General features: G+C 66.3%; 9 protein-coding genes. 2 read left to right on the top strand and 7 right to left on the bottom strand.

What is annotated here, in order from left to right; translation table 11 throughout:
• Positions 1–30: 30 nt before the first annotated feature.
• From HT579_01325 to HT579_01340, 4 genes are all read right to left on the bottom strand, one after another.
• Positions 31–1716, bottom strand: coding sequence for a bifunctional protein-serine/threonine kinase/phosphatase (locus tag HT579_01325; protein ID QKS27721.1), 1686 nt, complete (start codon positions 1714–1716; stop codon positions 31–33).
• A gap of 76 nt (positions 1717–1792) precedes the next feature.
• A complete protein-coding gene (locus HT579_01330; GenBank protein QKS31432.1) occupies positions 1793–3007 on the bottom strand; it encodes a NarK/NasA family nitrate transporter in 1215 nt (404 codons plus the stop codon).
• Positions 3008–3025: 18 nt separating this feature from the next.
• Positions 3026–3334, bottom strand: a complete 309-nt coding sequence (gene nirD, locus HT579_01335) for a nitrite reductase small subunit NirD (GenBank protein QKS27722.1) — start codon at positions 3332–3334, stop codon at positions 3026–3028.
• A gap of 30 nt (positions 3335–3364) precedes the next feature.
• On the bottom strand, positions 3365–5794 hold the full coding sequence (locus HT579_01340; GenBank protein ID QKS27723.1) for an NAD(P)/FAD-dependent oxidoreductase: 2430 nt from the start codon (positions 5792–5794) through the stop codon (positions 3365–3367).
• A gap of 284 nt (positions 5795–6078) precedes the next feature.
• Between HT579_01340 and HT579_01345 the strand changes: the two genes are divergently transcribed.
• Together HT579_01345 and HT579_01350 are read left to right on the top strand one after the other, a co-directional pair.
• Positions 6079–8814: a molybdopterin-dependent oxidoreductase gene (locus HT579_01345; GenBank protein QKS27724.1), complete on the top strand. Its 2736-nt coding sequence runs from the start codon at positions 6079–6081 to the stop codon at positions 8812–8814.
• A 90-nt stretch (positions 8815–8904) separates the two neighbouring features.
• Positions 8905–9435, top strand: a complete 531-nt coding sequence (locus tag HT579_01350) for an OmpA family protein (protein QKS27725.1) — start codon at positions 8905–8907, stop codon at positions 9433–9435.
• A gap of 34 nt (positions 9436–9469) precedes the next feature.
• On the opposite strand, the gene HT579_01355 is transcribed toward HT579_01350, so the two are convergent.
• The 3 genes from HT579_01355 to HT579_01365 are packed head-to-tail and all read right to left on the bottom strand — an operon-like array spanning position 9470 to position 16421.
• Positions 9470–10771, bottom strand: coding sequence for an MFS transporter (locus HT579_01355; protein QKS27726.1), 1302 nt, complete (start codon positions 10769–10771; stop codon positions 9470–9472).
• Between the two features lie 42 nt (positions 10772–10813).
• Positions 10814–13180 carry a bacteriohemerythrin gene (locus HT579_01360; GenBank protein ID QKS27727.1) on the bottom strand — a complete coding sequence of 789 codons (2367 nt, stop codon included), beginning with the start codon at positions 13178–13180 and terminating at the stop codon, positions 10814–10816.
• Positions 13155–16421 carry a methylmalonyl-CoA mutase family protein gene (locus tag HT579_01365; GenBank protein QKS27728.1) on the bottom strand — a complete coding sequence of 1089 codons (3267 nt, stop codon included), beginning with the start codon at positions 16419–16421 and terminating at the stop codon, positions 13155–13157. The genes HT579_01360 and HT579_01365 overlap by 26 nt, the downstream gene beginning before the upstream one ends.
• Between the last annotated feature and the right edge of the window lie 65 nt (positions 16422–16486).

Genomic DNA, 16486 nt, shown 5'->3' on the forward strand with positions numbered 1-16486 from the left:
TGCAGCGGCGTGTACGCATGCCGCAGATTGTCAGCCGCGCGTCAGCAGCATCAACAGAACGAGATTGAACAACAGCGAGAGTGCCGCGATGAGGCGCCAGGTCAGCAACGGATTGCGCATCGCCAACGGCGTCACCGGCGGCCGGCTGAGTGGCCGGGAGGCTCCCCGCTCGAGCGCCAGGAGGAACTCCTCCGGCGTTTCGAAGCGCTGGCCGGGATCCCTCGCAACGGCCTTGAGCAGTACGTTCTCGAGCCAGCCGGGAATGTCCGGGCGGTAGCGGGTCGGCGGCAGCGGCACGGCGAACTTCGGATGCTGAAAAGGCTCGATCTCGCCGTAAGGGTACTTGCGGGTGAGCAGGTGGTACAGGGTGACGCCGGCGGCGTAGAGGTCGTGCGCCGGTACGACCTGCTCGCCGGCGAAGAGCTCGGGTGCCCGGTAGCTCGGAGTTCCCGGACTGCCCGCCGACTCGTCTTCTTCCGCCTCGCTCACGGCGACGCCGAGGTCGAGGATGCGCAGGCGGCCATCACGACCAAGGTGGACGTTGGCCGGCTTGATGTCGCGATGCGCCACCTGCAGCCGGTGCAGTGCCGCGAGACCCTTCATCAGCCGGATGCCGTGCTGCACGGTTTCGCCGACGCTGAAGTGCAGGCCGGCATCGAGCATGCGCTGCAGCGTCGCACCCTCGTGCCAGGTCTGCAGGTAGTAGAGACAGCTTCGCCGCTCGGCCGGTACCACTTGCGGGAAGAACGGTGAGACGATCCGCCGCGCGCGCCACTCCTCCATGACCAGCGCACGCACCTCGTCGGCGTCGTCGGCAAGTTCCGGCAGCAGCGTCTTCAGCACCAGGTTCTGCCCGGAGACGAGATCCCGAACGCGATACAGCAGCGTCGCCCGCGAATCGTGCAACTGCTCTTCGATCGTCAGCCCGTCCAGCTCCTGGCCGGGCTTCAGGCGCGGCGGCAGCGGCAGCCGTGCGCTGTCAGCCAGGGCATCGCGCAGGTTCTCGGCCGGCACCTCCTTCACCCGCAGCACGATGGCGGTAGCGTTGTCGCGCCCGTCGCAGGCGAGGGCCAGGCTGGCCAACGACGCCGCCGCCTGCTGCGCATCCGGGTGCGCCAGCAGCGCGGCCTGCAGCCGCGTCGTACCGAGCGGCACCCAGACGCCGTCGGAGCAGAGCACAAAGCAGTCGCCGGCCTGCAGGTCACCGTCAAAGAAATCGAGCTGCAGATGGCGATCGAGGCCGACCGCACGCGACAGCACGTTGCTGAGCTCCGGATGTTCCCAGACGTGGTCGCTGGTCAGGCGGCTGCAGATGCCGCCACGCAGCAGGTAGAGCCGGCTGTCGCCGACATGCGCGCAGACGTAACGACGACCACGGAGAACGAGCGCCGTGAGCGTCGTCGCCATGCCGGCCAGTTCGGCCTGCCGTGACGCTTCGGCCACCAACCAGCGATTGAGTGCGCCGACGACCTTGTCGAGCGCGTGCGGCACGCTCCAGGTATCGGGCGTCGCGTAGTAGTCCGAGAGCAGTCCGCGGACCGTGTACTCGGCGGCTTCGCGCCCTCCGAGATGACCGCCGATCCCGTCGGCGACGGCGGCGAGGAGCCCCTTGTTGTCGAGCTCGGGCCCCTGTGGCGTCACCATGCCGCAGAAGTCCTCGTTGCGATCACGTGGACCCGTCAGCGACGAATAACCGACATCGACGCGCAGCGGCATGCGGACACGGCTCCGGAAGGGAAGGGGGCGGCAGGTCGCACTCTGACCTGCCGCCGCCGGGGGTTCGATCGCTGGCTCAGATGCGGGCTGCGGTCAGGTGGGCCGCACCCCAGGTCGTCCGCCAGCGGGTCTTGACGGCGGACAAGCCCGCCAGCGCGAGCAGCGCAAGGCCGGCGAAGATCAGGAAGCCGAGCTGGTAGCTGCCGGTGATCTGCTTCGCGTAGCCCAGCGACGACGCCAGGTAGAAGCCGCCGACTCCGCCGGCCATGCCGACCAGCCCGGTCATGACACCGATCTCCTTGCGGAAGCGCTGCGGCACGAGCTGGAAGACGGCGCCATTGCCCATGCCGAGAGCGAGCATCGCGCCGACGAAGGCGAGCAGGGCCATCCACGCCGCCGGCAGGCCGATGCTGGCAATCGCGAGAAAGATCGCGGCGAGGACGTACATCACCGACAGGCTCCTGATGCCGCCGATGCGGTCGGCGACGTTGCCGCCGATCGGCCGCACCAGCGAACCGGCGAAGACACAGGCGGCGGTGAAGAAACCGGCGGTCTTGGCGTCGAGCCCGTACTGGATGTTGAAGTAGATCGTCAGCGACGAAGCGAGGCCGACGAAGCCGCCGAAGGTCACCGCATAGAAGAACATGAACCACCACGCGTCGCTGTCCCTGAGCACCTTGAGATATTCCGGCAGTGCCTTCGGTGGCGGACATTCCGGCGCATCCCTGGCGGCCACCAAGTAGAAGACGAAGACCAGAACGAGCGGGATCAGCGCCAGCCCGAAAACATTGCTCCAGCCGAAGGCCATCGCCAGACTCGGCGCGATCAGCGCCGCCAGCGCCGTGCCCGAATTGCCGGCACCGGCGATGCCGAGGGCGGTACCCTGATGCTCGGGTGGATACCAGCGCGAGGCCAGCGGCAGGGCGACGGCGAAGGACGCACCGGCGACGCCGAGGAAGACGCCGAGGATCAGTGTCTGCTCGTAACTGTCGATACCGAAGTACCAGGCGAAGAACAGCGAGGCGATGACGATCACCTGACCGATGGCGCCGGCCATCTTCGGCTTCAGATGGTCAACCAGGATGCCCATGAAGATGCGCAGGATGGCACCCGCAAGTACGGGCGTGGCAACCATCATTCCCTTCTGTGCGTGTGTCAGGCCGAGATCCTTGGCGATCTGCACACCCAGCGGGCCGAGGATCACCCAGACCATGAAGGCGAGGTCGAAATAAAGAAAGGCTGCGAGCAGCGTCGGTCGATGACCGGCCTTCCAGAATGAACTGTTCATGATGTCGTGTTTCCTTTCGCGTCAGAGTTGCAGGAAGACGGTACCGCTCTCGACCCGCACCGGGTAACGGCGCGAGCAGCCTTCGTCGGGAGGAACCGCCTCGCCCGAGTCGAGGCGCAGCTTCCACCCATGCAACGGGCAGGTCACCTGATTGCCATGCACCAGCCCCTGCGACAACGGCCCGCCCTTGTGCGGACACTGGTCGCGCAAGGCGAAGACCGCGTTGGCCGAAGTGCGGAAGACGGCAATGTCGCCGCCCGTCGAGCGGACGATGCGGCTGCCCAGTCGCGGGATGTCTTCCAGCATGCAGATCGATTTCCATTCACCCATTGCTCTTTCCTTCTCCAGTCAGACAGGCGTTCAAACGATGAGCGCCTCGTATTCGTTGCGTTCGACGCCGGCGACGCGCTCGGCCCAGGGGTCCCGGGCATCCTGCAGTTCGGCCAGCAGACGGGCGTGCAATGCCTTGCGGTTCTCCTCGTCTTCGACGACGCGGTTCTTCGCGTGCTCGAGGCCCACGCGCTCGAGCCAGTGGCAGGTCCGCTCGAGATAGAAACCCTCCTCGCGGTAGAGCTGCAGGAAGGCACCGGCATACTCCAGGACCTCCTCGTCACTCCTCACCTTGACGAGAAACTGCGCGACCTCGGTCTTGATGCCCCCGTTGCCGCCCACGTACAGCTCGTAACCGGAATCGACGCCGATCACCCCGACATCCTTGATGCCCGCCTCGGCGCAGTTGCGCGGACAGCCCGAAACGGCGAGCTTGACCTTGTGCGGCGAGTACATGTCGAAGAGCATCCGCTCGAGCTTGACGCCCATGTCCATCGCCAGTTGCGTGCCGAAGCGGCAATGTTCGGCGCCAACGCAGGTCTTGACGGTACGGATCGACTTGCCGTAGGCGTGCCCGGATGGCATGCCGAGATCCTGCCAGACGCCGATCAGATCTTCCTTGCGAATGCCGAGCAGGTCGATGCGTTGCCCGCCGGTCAGCTTGATCGTCGGCACCTGGTATTTCTCGGCGACGTCGGCGATACGCCGCAACTCGGCAGCGTTGGTCAGCCCGCCCCACATCCGCGGCACGACCGAGTAGGTTCCGTCCTTCTGGATGTTGGCATGGGCACGTTCGTTGATCAGACGCGAACGCGGGTCGTCCCGGGCCTCGCCGGGCCAGGTCGAGATCAGGTAGTAGTTGAGCGCCGGACGGCACTTCTCGCAGCCGTCTTCGGTCCGCCACTCGAGAAAGCGCATGACGCGGTCGATGCTGAGGAGGTGTTGCGCCCGGATCGTATCGCGCACTTCCTGGTGCGAATGATCGGTACAACCGCACACCGGCTTGCGGTTCGAGGCAGCTGGCGTGTACGCGCCGCCGATCGTCGCCGACAGGATCTGCTCACAGAGGCCGGCGCAGGAGCCACACGACGACGCCGCCTTGGTGTGCTGCTTGACATCGTCGAGGCTGAACAGGCCCTTCTCCTTGATCGCCTTGACGATCGCACCCTTGCTGACGCCGTTGCAGCCGCAGACCTCGGCGCTGTCGGCCATCGCCGCCGCCTTGCTGTGGCCCTGATGACCGACATCCCCGACATGCGACTGGCCAAACAACAGGTGATCACGGATCTCGTGAATGTCCTGGCTGTCACGCAGCAGCTGGAAATACCACGGGCCATCGGCCGTATCACCATAGAGGACGCCGCCAACCAGACGGTTGTCGCGAATCACCAGCTTCTTGTACACGCCGCCGGCGGCATCGTTGAGGGTGATCTCCTCGGTATCCTTGCCGCCAAGGAAATCGCCGGCCGAAAAGAGATCGATGCCGGTCACCTTGAGCTTGGTCGAGGTCACCGAGCCGGTGTAGCGTCCGATACCGAAATTGGCCAGATGGTTCGCCGCCACCTTGCCCTGCTCGAAAAGCGGCGCCACCAGCCCATAGGCGATGCCGCGGTGCGCGACACACTCGCCGACGGCGTAGACCTTGGGATCGTAGGTCTGCATCGTGTCGTTGACGACGATGCCCCGCTGGCAGTGGATCCCGGCCGCCTCGGCAAGCGACGTGTTCGGGCGGATGCCGACGGCCATGACCACCAGCTCGGCGGGCAGTTCCAGCCCGTCCTTCAGCCGCACGCCGGCGACGCGACCGCTCGCGCCGGCGATCAGCATCTCGGTCTGCTTGCCGAGCAGGAACTTCAGGCCGCGCTCCTCGAGCGATCTCTGCAGCATCCTGCCGGCGGTCTCGTCGAGCTGGCGTTCGAGCAGCCAATCGGCGAGATGGATCACCGTCACGTCCATGCCACGCAGCCTGAGGCCGTTCGCCGCCTCGAGTCCGAGCAGACCGCCGCCGATGACCACCGCATGGCGGTGGCGCTGTGCGGCATCGATCATCGCGTCGGTGTCGGCGATGTCACGGTAGGAGACCACCCCCGGCAGATCGTTGCCGGGAATGGGCAGGATGAAGGGATTCGAACCGGTCGCCAACAGCAGGCGGTCGTAGTCCGCGCAGGTGCCATCGTCGGCGATCACCCGCCGCCGCAGGCGATCGATCCGCTCGACCTTCTTCCCGAGGTGCAGCATGATGCCGTGCTGCGCGTACCAGCCATGGTCGTTGAGGATGATGTCCTGGATGCTCATCTCGCCGGCCAGCACCGGCGACAGCAGGATGCGGTTGTAGTTGGGGTGTGGCTCGGCACCGAAGACGGTGATCTCGTACTCGTCGGGCGCCAGCTTCAGCAGTTCCTCAAGCGTACGCACGCCGGCCATGCCGTTGCCGACCATGACGAGTCTCTTCCTGCTCATTCGTCTCTTGCTCCTGTCAAAGAACCGTGATGCCCATCTCCTAGCAAGCAGCGTGCCAGTACTCCCACAACCCCGGTCTGCCACCGCATCCGCCTCCATGTCGCCGCGCAGCGGCGACTGCGACGCACCACTGCGGCGCACAAACGGGTGACCGCGCAAGCAACTGGTGCGCGCAACGGCTTGCTACGCGCGCGCCAACATCGGCGGCGCACGCTTTTGTGGGCCCGACCGCCCGCTGCTGGTCATGGCACGCGTGTTGCTTTGGAGAGCCGGGAGTGAAAATCATGAACGACATCGTCCGGTCCACCTGTTGTTACTGCGGCGTCGGCTGCGGGCTGCTGATCGAGACCAGCGACGGCCGCATCGTCGGCGTCCGCGGCGACCCGGCGCATCCTGCCAACCACGGCCGCCTGTGCAGCAAGGGTGCGTCGCTGCATCTGAGCACCCGCCCGGAGTACCGCCTGCTTTATCCGCAGCTGCGGCGGCAACGCGACGCCGACCGGCAGCGTGTCGGCTGGGACGAGGCGCTCGATCACGCCGCCGACCGCTTTGCCGCGATCATCGCCGCACACGGTCCGGACAGTGTCGCCTTCTACATCTCCGGTCAGTTGCTGACCGAGGACTATTACGTCTTCAACAAGCTGGCGAAAGGGCTGATCGGCACCAACAACGTCGATACCAACTCGCGTCTCTGCATGTCGTCGGCAGTGGCCGGATACAAGCAGACTCTCGGCGCCGACGCACCACCGTGCTCCTACGAGGACATCGCGCTTGCCGACTGCCTGCTGATCGCCGGCGCCAACCCGGCGATCGCCCATCCGATCGTCTTCCGGCGCATCGAGGATGCGCGGGCAGCCAATCCCGGGCTGCGCATCATCGTCGTCGATCCGCGGCGCAGCGAAACCGCGGCCATCGCCGATCTCCACCTGCCGCTGGCCCCGGGCAGCGACATCGCGCTCTACAACGGCCTGCTGCACATCCTGCTCGCCGAGGGGCTGGTCAACCGCGACTACATCGCCCGCCATACCGAAGGTTTCGAGGCACTGGAGAAGATTGTCGCCACCTACACGCCGGCTGTCGTCGCGCGCCTGTGTGGGCTGGCCGAGGCCGACATCATCCGCGCCGGACGCTGGTTCGGCGGCGCCGGTGCCGCCCTCTCCCTGTACTGCCAGGGGCTCAACCAGTCAGCTCATGGCACGCACAACAACGCGGCGCTGATCCACCTGCATCTGGCGACCGGGCAGATCGGCCGTCCCGGCGCCGGCCCGTTCTCGCTGACCGGGCAGCCGAACGCCATGGGTGGCCGCGAGGTCGGCGGCCTCGCCAACCTGCTCTCCGCGCACCGCGACCTCGCCAACCCGGAGCACCGCGCCGAAGTCGCCCGTCTGTGGGGCGTACCGTCGGTACCAGAGAGACCGGGGAAGACCGCCATCGAGCTGTTTGCCGCCCTGAGGACGGGCGAGGTCAAGGCGGTCTGGATCGCCTGCACCAACCCGGCACAATCACTGCCGGCGCAGGCCGAGGTTCGCGAAGCCCTGCGCGAGGCGGCCTTCGTCGTCCTCCAGGAAGCCTACGCCGACACCGATACCGCAGCCTTTGCCGACCTGCTGCTGCCGGCGACCACTTGGGGCGAGAAGGAGGGAACGGTGACCAACTCGGAACGGCGGATCACCCATCTCGTGCCGGCCGTGGCAGCGCCGGGCGAAGCCCGACACGACTGGCGGATCGCCGTCGACTTCGCGCGCCGCCTCGGCCTGCGACTGGCGCAGCCGTTGGCCGGCAACCTGTTTCCCTACGAGCACCCGGAGCAGATCTTCGAAGAGCACCGGGAGAGCACGCTGGGGCGTGACCTCGACATCGGCGGTCTGAGCTATTCTCTGCTCGATGCGCTCGGCCCGCAACAGTGGCCCTTTCCCGTCGGCGCGAGCAGTGGCCGGCAGCGCCTTTACGCGGACGGCGTCTTCCCGACGGTGAACGGGCGCGCCCGTTTCGTCGTCGCCGAACATCGGCCGACGGCCGAAGTCACCGACTCCTCGTTGCCGATCAGCCTGCTCTCCGGGCGGCTGCGCGACCAGTGGCACGGCATGAGCCGCAGCGGAACCGTCGCCCGCCTCTTCAATCTCGACGACGAACCGTTGCTGACGATGCACCCGGCCGATCTCCAGCAGCGCGACCTGCAGGGCGGCGATCTGGCGAGCCTGCGCAACCCGCGCGGCAGCATCATCGTCCGCGTCGCCGCTGATGCCGGGCTGCCGCGCGGGTGTGCCTGGCTGCCGATGCACTGGGGCAGCCGATACATGAACAGTGCCGGCGTCAACGCGCTGACGACCCCGGCGCGCGACCCCTTTTCGCAGCAGCCGGAACTGAAGCACGCCGCTGTCGCCGTCGACAAGGCGGATTTGCCCTGGCAACTGGTCGTCCTGCGCCTGGCGGATGGCGGCGAAGCCGGCACGGCCGGACTGCTCGCGTCCGCCCGGCGTCTGCTCGGCGACTTCGACTTCGCAACCGTCGGGCTGTACGGCCGCCGCCAGCCATTGGTGATCCTGCGCGCCGCCCACCGGCAGCCATTGCCGGACGACCGCCTGCGCGAAATCGACCGGCTGTTCGGTCTCACCGACGATGCGGCAGCGATCGTCTATGCGGATGGGCAGCGGCAGGTCAGCAAGCGTGCCGTCGCTCCCGGCGGCCGCCTGATCGGCGTCCGTCTCGCCGGGGAAACGCTCGCCCAGGGCTGGCTCAAGGAGGTGATGGCCGACGACTCACTCGACGCCGAACTCGTTCGCTGGGCGGTGGCGCCGATCGGCCACCGACCGGGGAGACTGCCGCTGCGCAGCCCCGTCGTCTGCCGGTGTGCCGACGTGACGGCGGCCGAGATCACCGCCGACCTCGCCAGCGGCGCGGGCCTGGCGGCCTTGCAGGAAAGGCGCGGCTGCGGTACCTTCTGTGGCTCCTGCCTGCCGGAACTCCGCCAGATGGTCGCCGCGCACGCGTCGGACACGCCAGGCGCTGGAACCGCCTGAACTGTCGGGACCGAGCGCCCGACGACCATCATCGCCGGACCGAGGCAGTCTTGTCCCTGTGCACCCGTCTTGCCTGCCGGTAGATCGCCAATGTCGTCGCAACGCCACTTCCTGCCCTTCGGTCTGGCCGCCACCCTCCTCCTCGCCGCCTGCGCGACCGCCGACAGGCCATCCGTCGCAGTCGACGCGGCAAGACCCGGGACGGAACAGCAGAAGCCCGCCCGCCCGCCGCTGTCTACCGGCCGACCCGGCGCCGGCAAGCCGACGCCATTCGCCGACGATGAGGCGGCAAGAACGGTCTATTTCGCTTCCGGCGAGGTGACGGTCGATATCCAGGGCCTCGAGGTGCTGCGACAGAACGCCCAGAAACTGAAGGAGGATCCGCAGTTGATCGTCGTTCTCGTCGGCCACACCGACAACCTCGGCAGCCCCGCCTACAACCTGGCGGTCGCCGACCGGCGAACGGAAGCGGTGAGCGAGCGGCTGCGCTCGCTCGGCGTGCCACGCAACCAGATACGCCGCCTGCCACTCGGCAGCGAGGAGAGCAGCAAGCAGAAGTGTGACAGCGAGGCTTGCCGGCACAGCATGCGCCGTGTCGACCTGGTGTACGAAAGGCGCTGAGTCCCCTCGCCGCGCGACCAACAGCGCCGGTCGATCAGGCCGGCGGCTGCCAGACGTTGCGGCAATGGGTTTCGCGGATTCGCCAGGCTGCCAGCGCACCGAAAGCCGCGGTCACGGCGAGCAGCAGAACGCCGGCCTGAAAATCGGCCGTACTGTACAGCCGGGCCCCTCCATCGCTCACGCCTCCCTGCCAGCTCAGGTCCATCACCCACCCTACCAGCGGTTGCAGGATGGCTGCGGCGAGAAAGCCTCCCATGTTGGTGACGCTGGTCGACATTCCCGAAAGCAGCGGTGGATTGACTTCCTTGGCGCAGGCCCAGGTAAGGGTGAAACTGGCGGTCAAGAGACCCATGAGAGCGAACAGTGCGTAGCTGAGGAGCAACGGCAGGGTGGTCCCCGACAGCCAGACGAACCAGATCGCCGCGTAAAGGTGGCTGCCGGCCAGCAGCACCGGCTTGCGCCGGCCAAGCCGGTCGGACAGCGTGCCGACGACGACGCAGCCCAACGCAAAACCGGCGAAATACAGGCTGACATGATTGGCGGCGACGCTGCGCGACATCTGGTGGGCCTGCGTCAGGAACGGCGTCGCCCAGAGACCGGCGAAGGCAAAGAAGCTGCCGCAGATGCCGAAGTTGACGCAGACGACAGGCCACGTATCGCGGTTCCTGAGTACCAGCAGCAGGCCCGAGAGGACCACCGTGCGGTCGAAACGCGGCCTGTTGCCGGACGGCGACGCCGCCGCGCCAGCGCTGCCCACTGCGGTTTCGCGCAGCAGCCCCCAGCAGGCCAGTCCGAGCAACAGCGAGACCGCCGCCAATCCGACGAAAACTCCCCGCCAGCCGGTGACCTGAGCCAGCCACGACAAGGGCGCGCCGGCGAGTACCGAGCCGAGATTGCCGATCAGCATGGCGACTCCGACGAGGCTGGCAAAGCGTCTCTCGTCGAAGGAAACGGCGATGATCTTGAGCATGGCGATGAAGGTCACCGACACCCCGAGCCCGATCAGCGTCCTTCCGAGCAGCGCCAGGTCCAGGGTGGCGGCAAGGCCGAACAGCAGACTGCCGGCGCCGCCGACGAGCCCGCCGACGAGGAGGATCAGGCGCGGCCCGAGGGTGTCGACGAGAATTCCGGTCGGCACCTGCATCAGTGTATAGACGTAGAAGTACGTCGCCGCGAGGACTCCCAGCGACGAAGCCGTGGTGTTGAACGCGGCAACCAGATCGGGGGCGATCCCGGCTGGTGCGAAACGCTGGAAGAACGAGAGGACATACGCCGCAACGACGACGGCCAGTGCCAGCCGGCGCCGTCGCGTCGGCGGACCGCCCGCATCACTCACCGGCGGCCCCGCTCGATGCTTGCCGGCAAGCCGGGCGGGCGCTCAGGCCAGCCCACGACTGGCGAGATCACGGGCCAGAGCACGGTCAACCTTGAGGAAATGGTTCACCAGCCAGTCGCGGATGAAACCCATCAGCTCGACCGAGATCGTACCGCCGGCGTCGTACTCTCGCTTGAAGCGTGAAACTTCCTCGACCAGCTTGCGGTGCGCCGCCAGATGGGCGTCGCGATCGCCATACTGATGTTGTTCCATGAGTCTCTGCTCGAAGGCGAAATGGTTCACCGTGTAGTTCACCAGTTCGTCGAGGATCGCCCCACAGGCGGCGCGGCCGGCGCCCGAGCGCATCGCGGCGTTCAGTCGGTTGGCAATCCCGATCAGGACTTGGTGCTGGCGGTCGATCTCGGCGTGGCCGACGGCCAGCGCGCTCGACCATTCCATCAGCGGCTTTACCGCCGCCTCGCTGCTGCGAGCCGCCGGCAAACTGCCGCCAGGCATGTCGCCTATGCGGAAACGCTGCACCATCGAGAACATCTCGCTCGACGCCTGCTCGAGATCGGCCGCCGACTGCAACGACTGCCTGATGACGCTCTCGGTCTGGCTGGAAGCCTTCATCACCGCATCGACGTTGCCGACGATGTCTTCGATCCGCTGCGTCTGCGCCCGCGTCGCCTGTGACAGCGCCTGCATCTTCTGCAGCGTATCCTGCGCCTGCTGCTCGATGGCGTGCAGGGTTTCGGCCGCGGAATTTGCCTGCTCAACGCCACTGGCGATCACCGGCGCCGCCGCGTGCATGCCGCTGACCGCACTTTCCGTGTCGGCGCGAATTCCCTGCAGGACACCGCCGATCTCGGTCGTCGCCCTGCTCGTACGCTCGGCAAGCTTGCGCACCTCGTCGGCAACGACGGCGAAACCGCGCCCCTGCTCACCGGCGCGAGCGGCCTCGATGGCCGCGTTCAAGGCCAGCAGATTGGTCTGATCGGCGATTTCCTTGATGACGCGGGCCATCTGGCCGATCTCGCCGGTGCTTGCGACCAGCCGTGAAACTTGATCCGACGAAACGGCAACGGTATCGGCAATCGCCTGCATCTCGCGCGCCACCCGCGCCGCGACGCCGGCACCGTCGTGCGCCCGCCGGGCGACCTCGTGTGCGCCGTCCTCGGTGGCCCGCACCAGACCGTTTACGACATCGACACTCGCCGAGACGTCGCTGATCGCCGCGCGCGTTTCGGTGACGGCGCTGGCCTGTACCTGCGTTGCCAGGTTGATCTGGTTCGACTCCGCCGAAAGGCGCTCGATGCTGGCCTGTACACGGCTGGCGTTGCCGAAGATGGCGCGCAGCATCTCGCGCAGACTGCTCTGCATGTGCGACAGAACGAAGAGGACACTGCTCCTGTCGTCCGGCTGCAGCGGGATGTCATGTGTCAGGTCGCCATCGGCAATGCTGCTTGTCGCGGCGAGCGCAGCGCGTGGCTCACCGCCGAACTCACTGACGATGCTCGTTCTGACCAGCCAGCCGCCGAGCAGCAGCACGAGCGTCGCGGCAACCGCCAACGACACGCTGTGAAGCGCCTCTTCACGGAATATGCGATCCACGTCGTCGATGTAGATCCCCGAGCCGACCACCCAGCCCCAGGGCTCGAACTTCCTGACGTAGGAAAGCTTGGTGAACAGTTCGCTGGTCACGCCGCCGCCGGCCAGCGGCTTCGGCCACAGGTACTCGACGAAGCCCTCGCCGGCCTGCTCGACCACGTCGTTGAAACTGACGAAAAGGTTCTTCCCGTCGATCGGAAGTCTCTCGCCACTGACGCCCGCCTGCATCGAGATCGCCTTGTTGAAGCGCGCTTCATCGAGCACCTTGCCGTCGAGTGCCGGTACCGTCGGGTGCATCACCATGCGCGGCACCGGCTTGCCGAGGTCGTTGATCCAGAAGTACTCGGCCTTTTCGTAGCGCAGCCGCTTGACGGCCTTGATCGCCTGTTGCCGGGCCTCTTCCTCGCCCAGCGTGCCGGCCTTCTGCAGGTCGTGGTAATGCTCGAGAACGCCGACGACCGTTTCGACCAGGTGCCGGGTCTTCACCTGGCGATCGCTGTAGAGCAGGCCGTGCAGCGACCACAGGCCCTCCCAGACGATCAGGAGCATCGCCAGCAGGGCCAGGATCGCGGTCAGCGAAAGCCGGTTCATCAGACTGAGGCGGCGCAGCGCTGCAATCATTTCACTCCCCCCCGTTTTCTGCCAGACAGCCATGCTGGACCAATCGGAAAGAACTTGCAACAGAGGAAGTGCCGCACACGGACTCTGCGCGACCCCCCGCGCGGCGCACGACCTTCGCGACGCGGCGATGGTCGGCCCCGGGCGTGGCGGCAGCACGCCCGGGCCGTCGCTCCTACATGCTGCGCCGATACTGACCACCGACCGCGTAGAGTGCGTTGGTGATCTGACCCAGCGAACAGACGCGAACAGCGTCCATCAGGACCGCGAAGACGTTGCCGTTGTCGATGACGACGCGCTGCAGGCGCTCGAGCATGGCTCCGGCGGCGGCCGCATTGCGGCCCTGGAAGGCCTGCAGGCGCTGCAGCTGCGACTGCTTCTCCTCCTCCGTCGAGCGCGCCAGCTCGATCTCGATCGGGGCATCTCCGTGCGGGTTGCGGAAAGTGTTGACGCCGACGATCGGGAACGACCCATCGTGCTTCTTGTGCTCGTAGTAGAGCGATTCCTCCTGGATCTTGCCGCGCTGGTAGCCGGTTTCCATGGCGCCGAGAACGCCACCACGCGAAGCGATCGCCTCGAACTCGCGCAGCACGGCCTCCTCGACGAGATCGGTCAGCTCGTCGATGATGAACGACCCCTGGTTCGGGTTCTCGTTCATCGCCAGGCCCCACTCGCGGTTGATGATCAACTGGATCGCCATCGCCCGGCGGACCGACTCCTCGGTCGGGGTCGTGATCGCCTCGTCGTAGGCGTTGGTGTGCAGTGAGTTGCAGTTGTCGTAGATGGCGATCAGCGCCTGCAGCGTCGTGCGGATGTCGTTGAACGCCATCTCCTGCGCGTGCAGCGAGCGGCCGGAGGTCTGGATGTGATACTTCAGCTTCTGGCTGCGCTCGTTGCCGCCGTACTTGTTCTTCATCGCCACCGCCCAGATGCGACGGGCAACGCGACCGATCACCGAGTACTCGGGGTCCATGCCGTTGCTGAAGAAGAACGACAGGTTGGGCGCGAAGTCGTCGATGTGCATGCCGCGCGCGAGATAGGTCTCGACGTAGGTGAAGCCGTTGGCGAGCGTGAACGCCAGTTGCGAGATCGGGTTCGCGCCGGCTTCGGCGATGTGGTAGCCGGAGATCGATACCGAGTAGAAGTTGCCGATCTGGTTGTGGACGAAGAACTCCTGAATGTCGCCCATCATCTTCAACGCGAACTCGGTCGAGAAGATGCAGGTGTTCTGTCCCTGGTCCTCCTTCAGGATGTCGGCCTGCACGGTGCCGCGGACGTTGGCCAGCACCCAGGTGCGAATCTTGGCGATCTCGTCCTCGGTCGGCTCGCGACCGTTGTCGACGCGGAACTTGTCGACCTGCTGGTCGATCGCGGTGTTGAAGAACATCGACAGGATGATCGGCGCCGGCCCATTGATCGTCAGCGAAACCGAGGTCGTCGGGGCGCAGAGTTCGAAACCGTCAAAGAGGACCTTCATGTCGTCGAGGGTCGCGATCGACACGCCGGAGTTGCCGACCTTGCCGTAGATGTCCGGGCGAGCGTCGGGGTCGCAGCCATAGAGGGTGACCGAGTCGAAGGCAGTCGACAGGCGCTTGGCTGGCATTCCCTCGGAGACCCTCTTGAAACGCCGATTGGTGCGGAAGGCGTCCCCTTCGCCGGCAAACATCCGTGTCGGATCCTCGTTCTCGCGCTTGAAGGCGAAGACGCCGGCAGTGAAGGGGAAGGAGCCCGGAACGTTCTCGCGCAGCAGAAAACGCAGTACTTCGCCGTCGTCCCTGTAGGTCGGCAGCGCGACCTTGCGGATGCGCGACCCGGAGAGCGAGGTGCCGGTGAGGCGGGTGCGGATCTCGCGGTCGCGGATCTTCACCACGTACTCGTCCTGCGCGTAGAGCTCGACCGTCTTCGGCCACATGTCGAGCAGCTTGCGCGAACGGGCGTCGAGCTGGCCGTCCTTCCAGCCGATCAGCTCGTCGAAATCCGCTGCCGGCTTGCCGCAGCTTTCGAACAACGCCTTGGCAGTGCGCAGCGACTGCCGCTGGCGTGCGATCTCGGCCTGTTCGGCGGTGTGCGCGTGGTAGGCACGGACCGTGTCGGCAATCTCGGCAAGGTAACGGACCCGTTGCGGCGGTACGATGGCGCGCTGGTTCGACGACTGCCGCACGCCCACCAGCGGCAGCCGGCCCTTCTTCAGCTTCAGGCCGCAGGCGTGCAGCGTGGGCACGATCGCCTGGTACAGCGCCGTGACGCCGTCGTCGTTGAAGCGCGCGGCCATCGTGCCGAACACCGGCATCTCGTCGGGACTCTGGTTGAAGGCCTCGTGATTGCGCTGATACTGCTTGCGGACGTCACGCAGCGCATCGTCGGCGCCCTTGCGGTCAAACTTGTTGATCGCCACGAAATCGGCGAAATCGAGCATGTCGATCTTCTCGAGCTGGGATGCGGCGCCGAACTCGGGGGTCATGACATACAGCGAGACGTCGACCAGCGGCACGATCGCGGCGTTTCCCTGGCCGATTCCCGAGGTTTCGACGATGACCAGATCGAAGCCCGCCAGTTTGCAGGCAGAGACCACTTCCGGCAGCGCGGCGGAGATTTCCGACCCCGTGTCGCGCGTCGCCAGCGAGCGCATGTAGATGTTCGGATGCTCGATGGCGTTCATCCGGATGCGGTCACCCAGCAATGCCCCACCGGTCCGCTTGCGCGACGGGTCGATCGAGATGATCGCCAGCTTGATGCCGTCTCCCTGGTCGAGCCGGAAGCGCCGCACCAGCTCGTCGGTCAGCGACGACTTGCCGGCGCCACCGGTGCCGGTGATGCCCAGCGTCGGCACCTTGAGCCCGGCGGCCGCGTGCAGCAGCTTCTTGCGCAACGCCTCCGGATAGGCACCGTTCTCGAGCGCCGTGATGATCTGTGCCAGCTGCCGCCGGCTGCCGCTCTTCAGGGCAGCGAGGACGGCGTCGGTGTCCTGCGGTGCCAGCGACGACAGGTCGTTGTCGGATTTCGCGACGACCTCGTTGATCATGCCCTGCAGACCCATCGACTGGCCGTCCTCGGGCGAATAGACGCGCGTCACGCCATAGGCGTGCAGTTCCTCGATCTCGCTCGGCACGATGACGCCGCCACCGCCGCCGAAGACCTTGATGTTCTCGCCGCCGCCCGCCCGCAGCAGGTCGATCATGTACTTGAAGAATTCGACATGGCCACCCTGGTAGGAGGTGATGGCGATTCCCTGCACATCTTCCTGCAACGCCGCGTTGACGATCTCCTGTACGGAACGGTTGTGGCCGAGGTGAATCACCTCGGCGCCGGTCGACTGCAGGATGCGGCGCATGATGTTGATCGATGCATCGTGCCCGTCGAACAGCGAAGCGGCGGTGACGAAACGCACCTTGTGCTTGGGCTTGTAGGGTAGAAGCTTCTTGGCAATGGAAAGATCGGTCATGTCGTTCGCGCTCCAGGATGATCGGAATGGCAGAGGTCAGCGGCTGCCGTACAGGGACCCACATG

The sequence above is a fragment of the Candidatus Accumulibacter similis genome, assembly GCA_013347225.1.
GTDB classification, from domain to species: domain Bacteria; phylum Pseudomonadota; class Gammaproteobacteria; order Burkholderiales; family Rhodocyclaceae; genus Accumulibacter; species Accumulibacter similis.